This is a genomic window from Chroococcidiopsis sp. SAG 2025, assembly GCF_032860985.1.
Taxonomy (GTDB): Bacteria; Cyanobacteriota; Cyanobacteriia; order Cyanobacteriales; family Chroococcidiopsidaceae; genus Chroococcidiopsis.
Genome location: NZ_JAOCNC010000001.1, coordinates 771955 through 788987, shown reverse-complemented (window position 1 = coordinate 788987; position 17033 = coordinate 771955). Strand labels below are relative to the sequence as shown.

Annotated in this window: 16 protein-coding genes; 6 read left to right on the top strand and 10 right to left on the bottom strand. The window is 46.3% G+C overall.

Annotation, left to right across the window (positions count from 1 at the left end):
- The first annotated feature begins 5 nt into the window (after nt 1-5).
- The 3 genes from N4J56_RS03825 to N4J56_RS03815 all read left to right on the top strand — a co-directional run bounded on the left by N4J56_RS03825 (nt 6) and on the right by N4J56_RS03815 (nt 3389).
- Complete coding sequence (locus N4J56_RS03825; RefSeq protein WP_317105228.1) at nt 6-1517, top strand: thioredoxin-like domain-containing protein; 1512 nt, start codon at nt 6-8, stop codon at nt 1515-1517.
- Nucleotides 1518-1587: 70 nt separating this feature from the next.
- Nucleotides 1588-2610, top strand: a complete 1023-nt coding sequence (locus N4J56_RS03820; RefSeq protein ID WP_317105227.1) for a permease — start codon at nt 1588-1590, stop codon at nt 2608-2610.
- 32 nt (nt 2611-2642) lie between these two features.
- On the top strand, nt 2643-3389 hold the full coding sequence (locus tag N4J56_RS03815; RefSeq protein ID WP_317105226.1) for a TIGR03943 family putative permease subunit: 747 nt from the start codon (nt 2643-2645) through the stop codon (nt 3387-3389).
- 29 nt (nt 3390-3418) lie between these two features.
- Here the strand turns inward: N4J56_RS03815 and N4J56_RS03810 are convergent, their stop codons facing one another.
- From N4J56_RS03810 to N4J56_RS03770, 9 genes are all read right to left on the bottom strand, one after another.
- A complete protein-coding gene (locus tag N4J56_RS03810) occupies nt 3419-4507 on the bottom strand; it encodes a YgfZ/GcvT domain-containing protein (RefSeq protein ID WP_410500413.1) in 1089 nt (362 codons plus the stop codon).
- A gap of 117 nt (nt 4508-4624) precedes the next feature.
- The gene (locus tag N4J56_RS03805; RefSeq protein WP_317105224.1) at nt 4625-5125 is read right to left on the bottom strand and encodes a hypothetical protein; all 501 of its coding nucleotides are present in this window, start codon (nt 5123-5125) and stop codon (nt 4625-4627) included.
- A gap of 86 nt (nt 5126-5211) precedes the next feature.
- Nucleotides 5212-6090: a tetratricopeptide repeat protein gene (locus N4J56_RS03800; protein WP_317105223.1), complete on the bottom strand. Its 879-nt coding sequence runs from the start codon at nt 6088-6090 to the stop codon at nt 5212-5214.
- 132 nt (nt 6091-6222) lie between these two features.
- A complete protein-coding gene (locus tag N4J56_RS03795) occupies nt 6223-7626 on the bottom strand; it encodes an AAA family ATPase (RefSeq protein ID WP_317105222.1) in 1404 nt (467 codons plus the stop codon).
- 167 nt (nt 7627-7793) lie between these two features.
- Complete coding sequence (locus tag N4J56_RS03790) at nt 7794-9203, bottom strand: amidase (RefSeq protein ID WP_317105221.1); 1410 nt, start codon at nt 9201-9203, stop codon at nt 7794-7796.
- Between the two features lie 283 nt (nt 9204-9486).
- Nucleotides 9487-10725, bottom strand: a complete 1239-nt coding sequence (locus N4J56_RS03785) for a PQQ-dependent sugar dehydrogenase (RefSeq protein ID WP_317105220.1) — start codon at nt 10723-10725, stop codon at nt 9487-9489.
- Between the two features lie 86 nt (nt 10726-10811).
- Nucleotides 10812-11996: a beta-ketoacyl-ACP synthase gene (locus N4J56_RS03780; RefSeq protein ID WP_317105219.1), complete on the bottom strand. Its 1185-nt coding sequence runs from the start codon at nt 11994-11996 to the stop codon at nt 10812-10814.
- Nucleotides 11997-12049: 53 nt separating this feature from the next.
- The gene (locus tag N4J56_RS03775; RefSeq protein ID WP_317105218.1) at nt 12050-12829 is read right to left on the bottom strand and encodes a peptidylprolyl isomerase; all 780 of its coding nucleotides are present in this window, start codon (nt 12827-12829) and stop codon (nt 12050-12052) included.
- 126 nt (nt 12830-12955) lie between these two features.
- Nucleotides 12956-13558 (bottom strand): photosystem I assembly protein Ycf4, encoded by a 603-nt coding sequence (locus tag N4J56_RS03770; RefSeq protein ID WP_317105217.1) that lies wholly within the window; start codon nt 13556-13558, stop codon nt 12956-12958.
- 410 nt (nt 13559-13968) lie between these two features.
- On the opposite strand from N4J56_RS03770, the gene psbD reads away from it, so the two are divergent.
- From psbD to N4J56_RS03755, 3 genes are all read left to right on the top strand, one after another.
- Complete coding sequence (gene psbD, locus N4J56_RS03765; RefSeq protein WP_015153746.1) at nt 13969-15027, top strand: photosystem II D2 protein (photosystem q(a) protein); 1059 nt, start codon at nt 13969-13971, stop codon at nt 15025-15027.
- On the top strand, nt 15011-16411 hold the full coding sequence (gene psbC / locus N4J56_RS03760) for a photosystem II reaction center protein CP43 (protein ID WP_317105216.1): 1401 nt from the start codon (nt 15011-15013) through the stop codon (nt 16409-16411). The genes psbD and psbC overlap by 17 nt, the downstream gene beginning before the upstream one ends.
- Nucleotides 16412-16599: 188 nt before the next feature.
- On the top strand, nt 16600-16785 hold the full coding sequence (locus N4J56_RS03755; RefSeq protein ID WP_317105215.1) for a PCP reductase family protein: 186 nt from the start codon (nt 16600-16602) through the stop codon (nt 16783-16785).
- Between the two features lie 17 nt (nt 16786-16802).
- Here N4J56_RS03755 and N4J56_RS03750 read toward each other — a convergent pair whose 3' ends face one another.
- Entirely contained in the window at nt 16803-16955 is a 153-nt protein-coding gene (locus N4J56_RS03750; protein WP_317105214.1) for a hypothetical protein, read from the bottom strand.
- Nucleotides 16956-17033: the final 78 nt, after the last annotated feature.

Sequence of the window (17033 nt, the reverse complement as noted above, 5' to 3'; positions counted from 1 at the left end):
TTTACATGAAGACTGTACGGGTGAGAGCGCCGGAACTACCTCAAAATCAGCCTTGGCTAAATACCGACAAGCCGCTATCGCTTCAACAACTCAGAGGTAGAATTGTCATTCTCGATTTTTGGACTTATTGCTGCATTAACTGCTTGCACGTTCTGCTAGATTTGAAATATTTAGAACAGAAGTATAAGGACAGCCTCACGGTTATTGGCGTTCACTCGGCTAAATTCGACAATGAAAAAGATGTCGATAATATTCGTCAAGCCATCCTGCGATATGACATCGAGCATCCAGTTGTAGTTGACACTGGCTTTCAGGTGTGGCAACAATATGCAGTGCGTGCGTGGCCCACGCTGATGGTTATTGACCCAGAAGGGTACGTCATTGGCTCTGTTGCTGGGGAAGGAAATCGAGACGTTTTAGACGAACTAATTGCCAAGCTAATTCAAGAGTATGAAGCTAAAGGGGCAATCGCATCTCCAGAAATTAGCTTCATTTTAGAAAAACAACGGCAACCATTAATTAAACCTCTAGCATTTCCTGGTAAAGTGCTAGCGACTTCCGCCGGGTTATTTATTGCTGATTCAGGACATCACCGCATTATTTGGAGTACCCTCGACGGAGAAATTCTACACGTAATAGGTACGGGAAAATCTAGGTTAACCGATGGAGACTTTACCCAAGCGCAATTTTTTGCCCCCCAAGGCATGGTATTAGATGATGAAAACCAGTTACTCTACGTAGCCGATACCGAAAATCATGCGATTCGCCGCATTAACCTACAGTCACAACGTGTAGAAACCATCGCCGGAACCGGAGAACAAAGCCGTAATATCCGTCCTTATGGTGGTATTGGTCAAAAAACAGCTTTAAATTCCCCATGGGATTTGGTAATACTGAAGAATTATCTCTTCATTGCGATGGCGGGGAATCATCAAATCTGGCAAATGAATTTAGAAAAAGGTATATTGCAAACTTACGCAGGTACGGGTGCTGAAGCGTGTTTGGATGGTTTAGTCGCAGATTCGGCTTTTGCACAACCGAGTGGCATTACCACCGATCGCAGAGAATTATATGTAGCTGATAGTGAAGGTAGTTCGATTCGCGGTATTGGCTTAATGCTCGATCCTCAAGTACGAACAATCTGCGGGAGTGGCGAGTTGTTTGGCTTTGGCGATGTTGATGGTACTGGTTCTGACGTGCGACTCCAGCATTGTTTAGGGATAGAATATGCTCAAAATTTCTTGTGGATAGCCGATACTTACAATCACAAAATTAAATTAGTCAGTCCTCATAGCGGTAATTGTCAATATGTTCTGGGGGATGGAGTAGCAGGTTTACAAGACGGTCAAGGTAAAAATAGCCGCTTTAATGAACCATCGGGACTAAGTGTTTTTGGTTGTTACTTGTACGTCGCCGATACGAATAATCATGCAATTAGGCGAGTAAAATTAGATACATTGACCGTAAACACAATGGAATTTTCAGGTTTATGTGCGCCTGATGTTTGTATTCCGTAGTACGAATAAATCTAGCTACAATGGCTTGGCAGATGTTTGCTAATCGACAACGCTTTCTGCTACGCAACGCATGAACCAACAGCTCAACAATGCTTTTACCCTGTTCCTCAGCTTGCTTGTCGAGGCAATGCCGTTCTTGCTGCTGGGGGTATTATTCTCTGGGTTACTGTTGCTATTCGTGGACGAACGCAAGTTAATTGCTAAACTACCTAAAAATCCCCTGTTAGGTGCTTTGGTTGGTAGCATGGTAGGATTTTTGTTTCCCGTGTGCGAGTGCGGTAACGTCCCCGTGGCGAGACGGATGTTAATGCAGGGAGTGCCTACACCCGTAGCAATTGGCTTTTTATTAGCAGCACCAACAATCAACCCGATTGTCATTTGGGCAACATGGACGGCATTTCGCGATCAACCAGAAATTGTGGTTTTACGAGTAGTATTTTCCTTAGCGATCGCTACGATTATCGGTTGGGTATTCAGCGCTCAAAAAGATTTGCGTCCCTTATTACAACCAGCTTTAGCAGCGGCTTGGCAACCAAAACAGCAGCCGCAAAAAGATAAATCGAAAACCTCATCCGATCTACTACAATCGGGTACGTTTTGGCTATCAGGGTCGGGAGATCCGATTAGGATAGATGCATCGGTATTACAAGCAAGTCTGGCAGCAGCCACGCCAATTAAACCACTACCAGAACGCTTACAGTTGTTATTAGACAATACCATACAAGAACTGCGCGAACTCGGTTCTGTGTTAGTCATTGGGAGCGCGATCGCGGCATTGATTCAAGTTTTCGTTCCCCGCGAGGTCATTTTAAATCTTGGTGGTGGCGAAATTATTTCGATCCTCACTATGATGCTTTTAGCAGCAGTCGTATCGATTTGTTCTACTGTAGATTCATTCTTTGCCCTATCCTTTGCCTCCACTTTTACTAGCGGCTCGTTACTAGCCTTTTTGATCTTTGGACCCATGATTGACCTTAAAGGCATTGGTTTGATGCTATCAATTTTTAAACCACGGGCAATTATTTATCTATTTGCCCTAGCTGCTCAGTTGACATTTTTATTTACATTATTGATTAACTTATACGTGATTTAAGTGCGCGACCAATGACCAATGACTAATAACAAATGACTAATGACAAATATAAGATCCTAAATTGGCTAGAAGTATTGGCAATCGCTGCTTGGGGCAGTTTAATGCTGAAATACTGGCTGACTGGTAAGCTCAATTTATTAATTCACCCCGATTATTTTTGGTTGGTAATTGCTGGAGGAATTGGGTTTTTGAGTGTAGCAGGTTTAAAGGCTGCGCAACTCCTGCGTCAACGCCGTATATTGCCAGTGCGTCATATCAGTTTACTTCCACCTGGTTTTAGCAGTATTTTGCTAATAGTAACTGCGATCGCCGGGTTGATTTTCACTCCCCGCGTTTTTGCTAGCCAAACCGCCATGCAAAGAGGGGTGACAGACTTTCTCGCTGCTACCCGTTCCCAGCCTCAAGCCTTTTACGGTTCCGTCAAACCAGAGGCGCGATCGCTTTTAGATTGGGTGCGTACGCTGAATGTTTATCCCGAACCAGATGCATACACAGGTCAAAAAGTCAAGGTACAAGGGTTCACCATTCATCCGCCGGAATTTCCACCTAATTACTTGCTCCTTTCGCGGTTTGTTATTACCTGCTGTGCCGCTGATGCTTATCCGGTAGGGCTACCAGTCAAATTGACGGAAGATCGTCAAGCTTATCCTCCCGATACTTGGTTGGAGGTAGAAGGACAAATGATCACCGAAACTTTAAAGGATAAACGTCAATTAACTATTCAAGCCAATGCTGCCCCTAAGAAAATTCCCGAACCCCAAAATCCTTATGAGTATTAGGGTCTGTAGGGGCGCACAGCTGTGCGCCCCTATGAATGTATTGCATCTGTACTAGAATCGCTGCGATCGGGACTACGGGTTAAGAAAGGGACATCCACCACTTCGCCTGTAACTTCTCCGACTTTAACTTTCAAACCGACACCACCAGCTTTAGTACGGATGTAACCCAGTCCGAAGCTACCCTCCTCAGTATCGGTATAGCTGGTGAGAATACCCACTTTCTCTTCACCTACAGTAATAATACTACCTGGTGCAGCGGGAGCGCTGAGGCGAATTCCCCATAGGTGTTGCTTGACTCCCTTATAAGTATTCAGACGCGCAATTGTTTCTTGACCGATATAACAACCTTTATTGAAAGAAATAGTTTGCCACAAGCCTGCTTCTAAAGGATTGTAATCTTCAGTTAATTCCTTATCAGGGACGGGGCGACCTTGTTCGATCCGCAATCGTTCCCAAACGCGATCGCCTAGAGGGACTGCACCAGTTTCTACGAGGTGATTCCAAACGATCGCCGCTTTGTCTGCTGGCACAATTAGAGTATACCCAGGTATGGCTAAACCACTGCCCACCGCTACCCGAATTTCTACATCTTGGAGTTGAACGAGCTGGTGGTTGGCATATGCTTGACCGATAATCGAACTCATACCAAGTTTTGCTAAAACGTCATCGCTTTTAGTGCCAAGAAGACTAAAAATAGCAGTTTCACCAGATATATCTGCTAATTGGACGCGGTCGGCAAAAAAGATATAGCGATCGAGCCAATCTATTAAATACTGACGGCGGTTAGGAGAAACGATTAGCAGTACTGCGTCTTCAGTCACATATGCAGCTGCTAGATCGAGCGTGCGGGCAGTGGAAGAGACAAAAACCGTGTCGCAGCCTTGCCCTGGTTTTAGAATTTGAAAATCGTTAGTACTCTGGTTGTGTAAAAAGCGAATGCGATCGTCATCGGTAACGCGAATGATACCCCAGTGGGAGCGATCGCATATTGCTACACCTTCTCGTACCGCTTGCATGGCTGCTGCATCGTTACCAAAACTCACCGGAAGTTTGTTTCCAGCAATTTCCTCAAAAATCGCTCCCGCCGCCGCTTGAACTGCCTGTAAATTTTCTCTCATCATATTTTTATGTAATGGGTAATGGGGAAGTCAAAAGTTAAAAGTTAAAAGTCAAAATTCACTACTCATTACTCACTACTGAATACTCGTTCCTCACCCCTCACCCCTCACCCCTCACTAAATCTTCGGCAAACTACTAAAGACTTGTTCGACTGCTGCACCTGCTTTAATATCTAAACGCTGCCAGTCTATTTCTCCAGTATCGTCGATCAAACTAGTATCAATTTCTACCGAGCTATTAGTGGATGTCGAGTCTGTATTGTACTGCTGAAAGCAAACTTGATAGCACAGTTCCCACAGGTCGAAATTATACTGTTGGTCTTGGTTTTGTAGAGATAACTGATATCCTGGTTGGGGAGTCGGAAGGTTGGCGATCGCCTGTTCTATTTCTGCCGTGCGTTCTGGAGAAGCACCATCCAACTCTTGCAGCAGCAAGATGACCCTAGTTTTCATTTCCTCAGTCGTGTCTGGAGACCAGATTAATACGTTCTCGTAAGTTCCCTGCCACGCTGATTCGTCTAAATGCTTGCGAATGTGGTCGATGATGCGAATGAAAGCAGGTTGCATTAAGAGTTCTGCCTGTTGCCATGCAACTGGATCGGTAATTCTCGGTGGCATGGGTATTCTCCCGCGATGTGGAACAGATATCAACGCGATGCGATCGCGCTGCCGATTCCTTCATGCTACCGTACGCGCCAGCAGAATTAATGCGTGGGGATGTGGAGCGATCGCCCTTGGGTGTCAAATCTGAGCAGTAGGTTAAACAAAGTTTGAACCATTTCTAATAGTAACATCGAGAATGGTATTAGTAAAAAGAACCAATTAAACAAGCTCAAAACCAAAAAAATACTCACAAATGCTATCCGCAAAAAAATATTAATTTGTCTCGAAAAATTCCTATAGTTAAATACAAAATTATAGAACGAGTATCTCAACTTCAAAGCTTCTACTATTCCCGTGCGTGCTTGTTCTTGTTCGGGATCGAGTCGTAACGATTCGCGAAAATATCGTTCAGCCAAATCTCTATTCCGACAATATAAATATACCCAACCTTTAATCGCATAAGCGGCTGGATTTTCAGGGTCTTGAAAGATTGCTGCATCCAATGTGGTTTGTGCTTCTTGATAGCGGCGTAGGCGTAATAAAGCCATAGCGCGAAGATTGAGACACAAAACATTCTCGGCATCCAAGCTCAATCCCTGTTCCGCACTAGACAATGCGCGATCGCAATCTCCTTGGGCTAATTGAATAACTGACAATAAAGCAAAATAATCAACAATTTCTGGGTCTAAGCGAATCGCTTCTTGAACTGCTTTTTTAGCTGGCTTGAGTTGTTTTTGAATATAGAGAATTTTTGCTAAATTATAATGAGTATCAGATAAGTCAGGCGCTAAATATACTGCTTGCTTCGCTGCTTGAGTTGCTTCTCGATCTCGATTCAATTCTATTAAACATATACTTAATAAAGCATGGGCAAAAGAACTATTTGGATTGATGGCTAATTGCCGTTCAATTTCTATTGCTGCCAACTTGTAGCGCGATTGCTCGATTAAAATTAATGCTTTTTCTAAGTTTGTAAACATAAAAATCATTGCTGTTTTGTATATTTCGATTTTCGGTAAAACCATATTAACTAGTGGATGCGTTAATTAACGCATCCTACATTTTTCGTATTTATTGCTATGAATTCCTGTGTTTTCAAATAAAAAGCAAAATTAAAAAAACTTGTTTCTACCCTTTGTTTCTAACTGCACATAATGCAAAATATCGTCGTAGATTCCATTTTCATTGGCATAAGTTGCATAACTACGAGCAGTCGCAAACCACTCTGCAACGGAAGGATGAATTAGTTCGATCGCGGCTAAAAAATCTTTAGTTGCTAGAGGTTTAGGTATCCCTTGCTGAATTGCTGCCTGTAGTTTTCTGTCTACGGCTAAATCTACAACTGCCTTTAAATCTGCCCCAGAAAAACTAGCAGTTTTTTTACTTAAATAATCGTAGTCAATATCTTCAACTGGCTTATGACGGCAGAGGATACGCAAAATGTTTACCCGTGCGTGGCGATCGGGTGGTGGAACAAACATAATGCGATCGAAGCGCCCTGGTCTGCGAAAGGCTGAATCTAAATGCCAGGGAGCGTTAGTAGCAGCTAAAACCAGAATGCCATCGTTAGGGCTTTCTACACCATCTAATTCGGCAAGAAACTGATTGACAATCTGACGACCGCTACTATACCGCATATCAGTGCGCTTGGCAGCTAGAGCATCGACTTCATCGAAAAAAAGCACGCAAGGCTTAGATCGTCGTGCCTGCTCGAACAATTCGCGTAAGTTCTTTTCACTACTACCCAGCCACATATCCAAGACATCATTGATGCCTATAGATAAAAATCTCGCTTTAATTTCTCCAGCTGTAGCTCTGGCTAAATAAGTTTTACCGCAACCAGGGGGACCATACATTAATACTCCTCCCCCAATTCGTTGACCATAAGCTTGATAAATTTCTGGGTGCGCTAATGGATGAACAATTTTCAGCCGAATTTCTTCCTTAATAGCATCCATTCCACCAACGTCTTGAAAAGTGATTGATGGTTGCTCCAAGGGTGCTTCAAGCGCATTACTAACATCTAATTCGTACTCCGGTATTTTGTACTCTGGCGATTTAGATTCTGGCGCTCTGCGCTCTGGAACAGAAAGTTTCTGGGTAGCAACATCAGTGATGCCAAGCCGAGCCGCCAACATAGGATCGTTCATTTCTGGATCGAGTACAACAGCTATATGGAAATGTGCAGCTGCATTTGTGGCATCGCCAGCATGGAGAAGCAAACGAGCGTAGAGTAAGTGAGCAAAAGCTGGAGGATCGGAGCTTTTGAGCAGATTTTCGACCAGCACCATTGATTGAGAATTTTTGCCTTGTTGATAAAAAACAGAAGCCAAATTGAGCTGTAGAAACTGGTTTTCAGGCATCAATGACAGAGCAAGGCGATACTCTTGTTCTGCCTCCTCAAATTGCCCCAATTTCATTAAAGTATCTGCCAAATGTTGGCGGAGCGGTAGATTATCGGGCGAAACAAGCAGGGCTGCACGCAAAGCCCGCAGAGTATCTTCACTACTAGTCATAAATGCTTCTGATTCATCTCTAATATAAGATGCCCATATCGAATCAGAAATATTACATTTTTGGTAATGGGTAATGGGTAATGGGTAATGGGTAATTGCTCTCTTCTCTTCCCCAGCTCTCTTTCCCCCGACTTCCAACTTTTGAATTTTGACTTTTGAATTTTGACTTACTCATTACCAATAGCTGGTCGATGCTGGCTCCAAAATTTATCGACTTCGAGTTGGGCGGCGATCGCAATAATAGTAGCTTCGGCTGTAGGACGACCGATGATTTGAATGCCGATGGGTAAACCGTTAGGCGCAAAACCAGTGGGAATAGCGATCGCGGGTAGTCCGCTAGCATTAAAAGGCGGACAGGGAGCGACCCAATGAATAATTTTTTGTAGCGTCTCTTCTGGGCTTAATGCTGCCCACTCACCAACTCGAATTGTTGGGTGCATATACGTGGGTAAGATCAGCGCGTCTACTGAGTCGAAAAATGCCACAATCCGTCTGGCAATAACTTGTACCTGCGCGACAGCACGGAGATAATCTCCGGCAGAACCCGATTGTTCGAGCAACCACTGATTCATCGGTTGTAAGATTTCTTTTGGTAGTCCCGCATAAGCTACGCCTGCTTGCCACACAGCAGTAAATGGCTCGATTAATCCTGTGAAATCGGGACAGCCTTCTTCTATTTGATGACCCATTGCTTCCAATAGCCTAACCGTACCCAAAACTGCTTGCTGGCAGACTGGATCTGCCGTCCCGATTTGGGGTAGCGAGTTGGTAAATGCGATTCGCAGGCGATCGGGCGATCGCATCGTAGCAGCTAGGAATGAGGCATTTGGTGCTGGCAACCAATACGGATCTCCCGTCACGTATCCCGACATCACGTCTAGTAAGGCAGCAGCATCGGAGACAGTACGGGTAATAGGACCATTGGCTGCGACACCACTTAATTGATCGCCCAATGGGGCATAGGATACCCGTCCCCGTGCTGGTTTGATGCCTACTAAACCACAACAAAAGGCGGGACCGCGAATCGAGCCGCCTGCATCGGAGCCTTGGGCGATCGCGCACAATCCTGCGGCTACAGCCGCCGCCGATCCCCCACTAGAACCTCCTGGTGTATACTCTGGATTCCAAGGATTCCGGGCAGGAGGAAATCCCATCGGCTCTGTATAGGGAAAAGAACCTAATTCAGAAGTTGCGGTTTTACCCAAGATAATAAATCCAGCTTGTTTCACCCGCGCTACCACAGCATCATCGTAAGTCGCGACGCGATCGCGCAGTGCTGGACTGCCATAACTACATGGGACATCAGCTACGGGATTCATGTCTTTGATCGCGATCGGCACGCCAAAAAAAGGTGGTATCTCAGCCGGATCTTGAGTGCCAGCTAGCATTTCCGTCTGAGTTTGTGCCTGAGCGATCGCCATTTCTGCCATCACTGTAAAATAGCAACCCAACTGCGGATTGAATTGTTCAATTCGTTCTAAATAAAGCTGCACTAACTCCCGTGGCGAAACTTCTTTGTTCCGAATTAATCGCGCTTGTTCTAGAGCAGGAGCAAATGCTAGATCGATTGAATTCATAATTCCACAGTTTTGATTTTTATGTTTCGGTTGCTAATAACTTATAACTATTTGACTTTTGTACGAGCGGGTTTAGCACCTAGATTCACAGCTAATGCCAGCAATTTTTGGTCAAAACCTGCCCCTACTGTACGGGCGGGTTTAGCAAAGAGATTTACAACCACAGCTCGAAATTTAGGACAAAACCCGCTCTGATAATTGTACGGGCGGGTTTAGCAAAGAGATTTACAACCACAGCTCGAAATTTAGGACAAAACCCGCCCCTACTGAATTTTTATCTTGCCTATCCTCTACTAGGTTCGAGACGAATCAACTGTCCATTGTTATCATCCGTCAAGACATACAGCAGTCCGTCGGGACTTTGGCGCACATCGCGCACGCGCTGACCGATCTCGATCGCCTGTTGGTTGACCACATTACCCTGAGCATCTAAATCAATGTGCCGCACATCCTGGGAGACAAGTCCACCTGCAAATAAATCGCCTTGCCATTGCGGGAATTTGTCCCCACTATAGAATGCTAGACCCGAAGGTGCTATTGATGGTGTCCAGACGAGTTTGGGATCTACCATACCAGGGCGCGATCGCTCTTTGGTGATTTCTTCTCCGCTATATTCGCGGCTATACGTGACGATCGGCCAACCATAGTTTTCGCCTGCTTGCACGAGATTGAGTTCATCACCACCCTGCGAACCGTGTTCTGTTGCCCATATACGTTTATTCACTGGGTCGAAGGTCAAGCCTTGAATGTTGCGATGTCCGTAGCTCCAGATCGCAGGCTCAGCATCAGTAGATTTCACAAAGGGGTTATCTTGTGGTATTGAACCATCATCGTTGAGCCGCACAATTTTCCCAAGACGACTGCGGCGGTTTTGCGCCTGTTGGCGGATTAACTCGCCATTGAGTTGAATCGGTGGGTTGCCACCGTCACCGATCGCCAATAGCATAGTACTGTCAGGCAGCCAGACGATCCGCGAACCGAAGTGTTGCAAGCCAGACTTAGTTGGGGAAACCTCAAAAATAACTTGCAGGTTGCTCAAGCTTTTCCCATCAAATGTAGCGCGGGCGAGGCGGGTGCGGTTTGCCTGCTCTGTGCCGTGGGAATAGGTGAGATAGACTAAGCGATTTTCAGCGAAGCGCGGGTGAACTGAAACATCCATCAAACCAGCTTGACCACCTACGAGGACTTCGGGAACTCCTGCAATCGGTGTTGGATCGAGTTGCCCATTCCGCAGAATTCGCAATTGTCCCAATCGCTCGGTAATTAACATCGATCCATCTGGTAGCCATGCAAGGCTCCACGGATGGTCTAAGCCTTCTGCTACGGTCGTTTTTTGAATGCCCTGAGCAACAGCGACTTTACTGCTGTCAGAGACGCTAAGATTGCTCGATGATGAATCAGGCGATGTCGTTTGTGCAGTTGTGGAGGCGTTAGGTTGTTGTGTCACAGAACAACTTGCAATAGCTAATAGGGCGATCGCACTCCCTACTCCTTTCATCCAACCGTAAGTTTTTACTTTCATATTTGTTTGGCTGTAATCGTTTTTTATCTCTAGGGTGATATATGAATGTGACAGAAAAATGTCGTTCGCGGCGAACCTATTTCTTCCTATTTGCCCAAGGCTAAAACAGCATTCTGCCCGCCAAAGCCAAAACTCAAACAGAGTGAGTGCCTGACTGCTGCTTTTCGCGACGTGACCATTAGATCGAGATCGAATTGAGGCGATCGCAGTCCCGTACATGGCGGTAATATTTGATGACGTAATGCCATCAGACAGAATGCCGCACCAATCGCTCCAGAAGCTCCCAAAGTATGCCCTGTGGCTCCTTTTGTGGAACTTACGGGAACCCCATGAGGAAATAAATACTGAATTATTTGTGCTTCGCGCTTGTCGTTGAGCTGGGTCGCCGTACCGTGAGCGTGGATGTAACCAATATCTTTCGGTGTTAAATTGCTACGGTCTAAACATTGTTTTATTGCGGCGATCGCGCTTTTTCCTGTTGGCTCTGGCTGAGCAGCATGAAAAGCATCGTTCGTCAAGCCAAAACCTAGAACGCGACCGTAAATTTTTGCCGAACGCTGCTGGGCTGCTCGTGCTGATTCCAGTACTAATACAGATGCGCCTTCCCCCAACACCAATCCTTCTCTATGGCGATCGAATGGATAAGCGCCAGTAGTTGCCAGTGCGCCCATCTGCCCAAATCCAGCCAAAGTTAAGGGGGTAATCGGCGCTTCCACTGCGCCAACGATTGCCCGGGGACATTGCCCAGTTTTGATTAATAAACTCCCTTGAGCGATCGCCCAAATCCCTGTCGCACATGCTGCCATTGGGGACGATACTATACCTGTTGCTCCAATTTGTCTTGCTGCTACTGTGGCGATCGCATTTGGTAAAGTTTCTGAGAATTCGGGAGTCGGTAGGGACGGGTTTCTAAACCCGCCCGTACGGGAGTCGGGAGTTGAAGCAACTTTTGACTTTTGACTTTCAACTTTTGACTTTATCAGCTCTTCCCAAACTGCTTGCTGGCTGCGGCTAGAACCGATGACTACGCCGCAGTCTGGTAAAGGTGATTCTAAGCCTGAATCTTTTAGAGCAGCTGCTACTGCTAATTGAGTTAACTCGATCGCATTTGTTGGTTGCTCGTCAATCAGGGCTAGAGGTCGAGTCGCTAGTTCTGAGAAGGGCTGCTGTAAGCTAATACCGATGCGATCGAGTATTAAGTTTTCCCAGCTAGTTTCTAAGTTTTTTCCCAAGCTGGAAATGAGACCAATACCTGTGACAACAACTTCCACGCTTTGGGGTAAGAGTTAAGAGTAGGGGCACACGCCGTGTGCCCAGAGATTAATTATTTACCACCGTTTTTCAGCTTGTCACTGCCTTCAGTCACTTTAGCAGAGTCAATGTGATCGCCCTGTTGAATTTTGTCTACTACGTCCATACCGCTAGTTACTTTACCAAATACGGCATAATCCCCATCGAGAAAACTCAAATCGGCAAGGGCGAAATAGAACTGAGAAGAGGCGGAATCTGGCTGTTGCGATCGCGCCATCGCTACAGCACCCCTGAGATGCTGTAAAACTGGTTGTTTTCTGACTCCCGCACTTTTCAGCGTCCGACTGTAGATCGGATCTGTTGCCCCTGCTGGCTTAATTTCTAAAGGAATTTGACGTTCTGTCCCTGTATTTGGATCTTTAAAACCACCCGTACCCAACCGCTGTGGTGGAAAATTGGGGTCTTTACCTTGCGGATCTCCTCCTTGTACCACGAAAGGTTGTTCTGGTGGCTTGCTCTGGGGACCGATGACTCGATGAAATACCAGTCCGTCATAGACACCCCGTTGTACCAAATCGACAAAGTTGCCAGCCGTAAGAGGTGCATTCTTGCCATCTACCTCGATGGTAATGGGCTGCCCCTTCACTGTCATCACAACTGTTGCCATTCCCTCTAGAGTTGGTAAATTCTTCATTTGAACGCTACTTGTTTGAATTGCAGGTACAGGTGTGGTTTCAGCTGCCGCATTATCGGGGGAAGCAGAATTAGCCACTTGGTTAGGCGTACATCCTGCCAAACATAACCCACCAATAATCAAAACTAAAACCAACCACTGCTGGACTTTTAACTGCATTTGCCTCTTTGATCGCGCTTAGGTAAAAAGTATCAGAAGGCAAAATCTTCCTTCAGAATGCTTTACCAGGGTACATCTGGTTTCCCCTGGCAAATTCTGCATTTTTAATTAAATTACTTGATGAAATTACAGTCCTTCTAGCGGCACAGCTAAAAATCGAGCCAATTCTGCTCCATCGTTCTCCAGCTTGGTAATAGATAGAGGTTGACCTACTCGCGTCAATGGAATATTGCGCCGTCCTTTGACTCGTAGATAAAGTTCTCGACGCGGGTTCAAGCCTTCTTTAATCTCTAAACGCACAGCTTGAATGTCTTGTAAGGGGGCTTTAATTTCGATGCGGCGGTTTTTCCCCGGAAATCCCCACCGAAAAATGTGAAATTCGCCCTTCTCCTTGTCAAACTCATTGTAGCCACCGCCTACATCCAGCAAAATCATGCCCCACAGATACAGCGCTAGCAGCAGACCTGCGACTCCATAAAATCCAATCGCTATACCTTGTGGAATGAAAACGAGCTGGGTCGGCTCGGCAAAAGGAATTAAATCGATCTGCAAGTAACTAGAAAGTCCAGCCAAGAAAAAGCCTATCCCACCGATGGAGACGACTGTAGCCCACCAGTAATTGCTGAATCGTCGCGAACCTAAAACTTTCTGATTCAAGCTGCTGGAAGTACTATTCTTGTTTGCCTTAGCTTCCGAATCACCGGAATTGGTGGTTGTTGATGCCGTCATGTCACTACCCTGCTCAGTTAAACTACTGAAGGCGGTTTTCCACTCTTATTATTCACATAGTAGGTTTCCTGATTCAACCTGCGAACAATCTGAGAGAACTGAGAAAACTTGTGTCAAATTGTAAAAATTCTCATATTTGATTAGACTATAATCTAACACTAAACACCCAATTCGCTTTTGTGGATTGGGCTTGAGGTGCGGTCACTGCGATCGATTAAGAAACATTAATCAGCCGTGTTGTCAAGTTGCTGCTTTTCGCGGCAACACTGCCATGGCATTCTAGTGAGAAAGGCGTTAGTTACTACAACGATTTTCTTGCCTGCGGAGTTGGATCTAAACCATCTCCTAGTCAACAAAAAGTTAATTCCTCAAAAAGCGTTGCAATTTTTAGTAAACCCAGAGGATTTTAAATGACAATTGCAGTAGGACGCGCACCGAGTCAAAGAGGATGGTTTGACGTTCTCGACGACTGGCTCAAGCGCGATAGATTTGTATTCGTCGGTTGGTCGGGGCTATTACTATTCCCCTGCGCCTACCTAGCACTAGGTGGATGGCTGACCGGAACGACATTCGTCACCTCGTGGTACACCCACGGGATTGCCAGCAGCTACTTGGAAGGAGCCAACTTCTTAACCGTAGCCGTATCGACCCCAGCCAACAGCATGGGGCACTCATTGCTGTTTTTGTGGGGACCAGAAGCGAACTGGGACTTCACGCGCTGGTGTCAACTCGGGGGCTTGTGGGCATTTGTCGCCTTACACGGGGCATTTGCGCTGATTGGATTCTGCCTGCGGCAGTTAGAAATTGCTCGCTTGGTCGGAATCAGACCATACAACGCTTTAGCATTCACAGGTCCAATTGCGGTCTTTGTTAGCGTCTTCTTGCTCTACCCCTTGGGACAGTCCGGCTGGTTCTTTGCGCCTTCATTTGGAGTCGCGGCGATTTTCCGCTTCTTGCTGTTCTTCCAAGGGTTCCACAACTGGACGCTCAACCCGTTCCACATGATGGGAGTCGCCGGGGTATTAGGTGGAGCGCTGTTGTGCGCGATTCACGGGGCGACGGTGGAAAACACGCTGTTTGAAGACGGCGATAGCTCCAACACCTTCCCTGCCTTCAACCCAACCCAATCGGAAGAGACCTATTCGATGGTGACGGCAAACCGCTTCTGGTCGCAGATTTTTGGCATTGCCTTTTCCAACAAGCGCTGGTTGCACTTCTTCATGTTGTTCGTGCCAGTGACCGGACTGTGGATGAGTGCGGTGGGAGTCGTCGGCTTAGCGGTGAACCTGCGGGCATATGACTTCGTCTCTCAAGAGCTGCGGGCAGCGGAAGATCCCGAGTTCGAGACCTTCTACACCAAAAACATTCTGCTCAACGAGGGCATCCGTGCTTGGATGGCACCTCAAGACCAACCCCACGAAAACTTCGAGTTCCCTGAGGAGGTTCTACCACGTGGAAACGCCCTATAATTCATCGTTTAATCGCGGCTTGACCTTAGGTGGCGGTCGCGACCAAGAATCTTCAGGATTTGCCTGGTGGGCTGGTAACGCCCGATTGATCAACTTATCCGGTAAACTGTTGGGCGCTCACGTTGCCCACTCAGGTTTGATTGTTTTCTGGGCAGGAGCAATGACTTTATTTGAAGTTGCTCACTTCATCCCAGAAAAACCCATGTACGAGCAAGGTTTAATCTTGCTACCTCACCTGGCATCTCTCGGTTGGGGTGTAGGTCCTGGTGGAGAAGTCATCGATACTTTCCCTTACTTCGTCGTTGGCGTATTACACCTGATCTCTTCCGCCGTGTTGGGATTTGGTGGAATTTACCACGCGATTCGCGGTCCAGAAACTTTAGAAGAGTACTCCTCTTTCTTTGGTTACGACTGGAAAGATAAGAACAAAATGACCAGCATCATTGGTTTCCACCTGATTATTTTGGGATGTGGGGCATTGTTGCTGGTGCTGAAAGCCATGTTCTTTGGCGGTTTGTACGACACCTGGGCTCCTGGTGGTGGTGACGTTCGCGTCATCTCTAACCCAACCCTCAACCCCGCAGTTATCTTTGGTTATTTACTGAAGTCTCCGTTTGGCGGCGAAGGCTGGATTGTCAGCGTTAATAACTTAGAGGATGTTGTCGGCGGTCACATCTGGGTTGGTTTGATTTGTATTGCTGGCGGCATCTGGCACATCGTTACTAAGCCTTTTGCTTGGGCGCGTCGTGCTTTCATCTGGTCTGGTGAAGCATACCTTTCCTACAGTTTGGGCGCTTTGTCCCTGATGGGCTTTATCGCCTCCTGTATGGTTTGGTACAACAACACCGTTTATCCCAGCGAATTCTACGGTCCTACAGGTCCAGAAGCCTCTCAAGCTCAAGCTTTGACTTTCTTGATCCGCGACCAACGCTTGGGTGCTAACGTCGGTTCCGCTCAAGGTCCTACAGGTCTGGGTAAATACTTGATGCGCTCTCCTACAGGGGAAATCATCTTTGGTGGTGAGACAATGCGTTTCTGGGATTTCAAAGGTCCTTGGTTGGAGCCACTACGCGGTCCTAACGGTCTTGACTTAGAAAAGATCAAGAACGACATTCAGCCTTGGCAAGCACGACGTGCTTCTGAGTACATGACTCACGCGCCTCTGGGTTCTCTCAACTCTGTAGGTGGTGTGGCTACGGAGATTAACTCCTTTAACTATGTGTCTCCTCGCGCTTGGCTAGCTACTTCTCACTTCGTACTAGGCTTTTTCTTCCTAGTCGGTCACTTATGGCACGCTGGTCGCGCTCGCGCTGCGGCTGCTGGTTTTGAGCGCGGTATTAACCGTGAATCCGAGCCAGTAATGGCTATGGGCGAATTAGACTAAAACAATTTTGGGGTTGGAGTTAAGCTCCAACCTAAATTGATAAGGCTCCTGCGTTAGAGCGGGAGCCTTTCGCATGGCACGGGTTTTATGACAGAATCTTTGTATGTGGTGCAAAGGAGATACCTGAGCGAAGTGCGATCGCAGTTATTGCTTCTTGCTCACTCAAATCTCAGTTGATGGTGACGACCATGTCAGACTCAAACTTAACCGATCGCCTACAATGGACGACTGAAGCCCAAATTAAGTTAAAAAAGATTCCCTTTTTCGTTCGTTCTCAGGCAATCTCGCGCATAGAACAGTTGACGCGATCGCGGGGTCAAGATATTGTGACAGAAGAGATTGTCGAACAAGCAAGGTTAGAGTTCGGGCAATAACTAATTTAAGCTTGATTTTAAAGTTTGAGAGTGCGATCGCGCTGTTTCTTCAAGTTCTCGCTATTTTGCTGCCAATTACATTTTTGTAGCTGCATTGCTTTTGTCGTCTCTTCACAATTGGACAACACGGTGGAGGATATACAAGCAGCAGCACAACCAACGGTAATCATTTTTATTGTCCTCTCATTATTTGCTGCTACCTAGATAAATACTGATAGTAGTTGCGGTTTGGAGGCTTATACATATAC